Origin of the sequence: Vibrio sp. L85 (genome assembly GCF_963871815.1) — a bacterium.
GTDB lineage: Bacteria > Pseudomonadota > Gammaproteobacteria > Enterobacterales > Vibrionaceae > Vibrio > Vibrio harveyi.
In genome coordinates, this window is sequence record NZ_CAWMYL010000045.1 from 1 (window position 1) to 242 (window position 242).

Below are 242 nucleotides of genomic sequence, written 5' to 3' on the forward strand. Positions count from 1 at the left end.
ATAACTAGGATAACTAGGATAACTAGGATAACTAGGATAACTAGGATAGTCAACGAATAGTTTTTATCCATTAATGGATGTTCTGAATAAAACGCCTCACCTTCAAATATGATATAATAGAGAAAAATCCACGCAGCTAAGTGATAATGAAAACCTCCACGTCAATCCATGATGGTCTGTTTAAGTCATTCTTGACCGTGCCAGAAACCGCAAAGGATTTCTTAAACATCCATTTGCCAGAG

Annotated in this window: 1 protein-coding gene; it reads left to right on the forward strand. The window is 36.4% G+C overall.

Annotated elements, in window-relative coordinates; genetic code table 11:
- Positions 1 to 146 precede the first annotated feature (146 nt).
- On the forward strand, positions 147 to 242 hold a 96-nt coding region (locus AACR11_RS07265), incomplete at its 3' end, for an Rpn family recombination-promoting nuclease/putative transposase (RefSeq protein ID WP_139374603.1).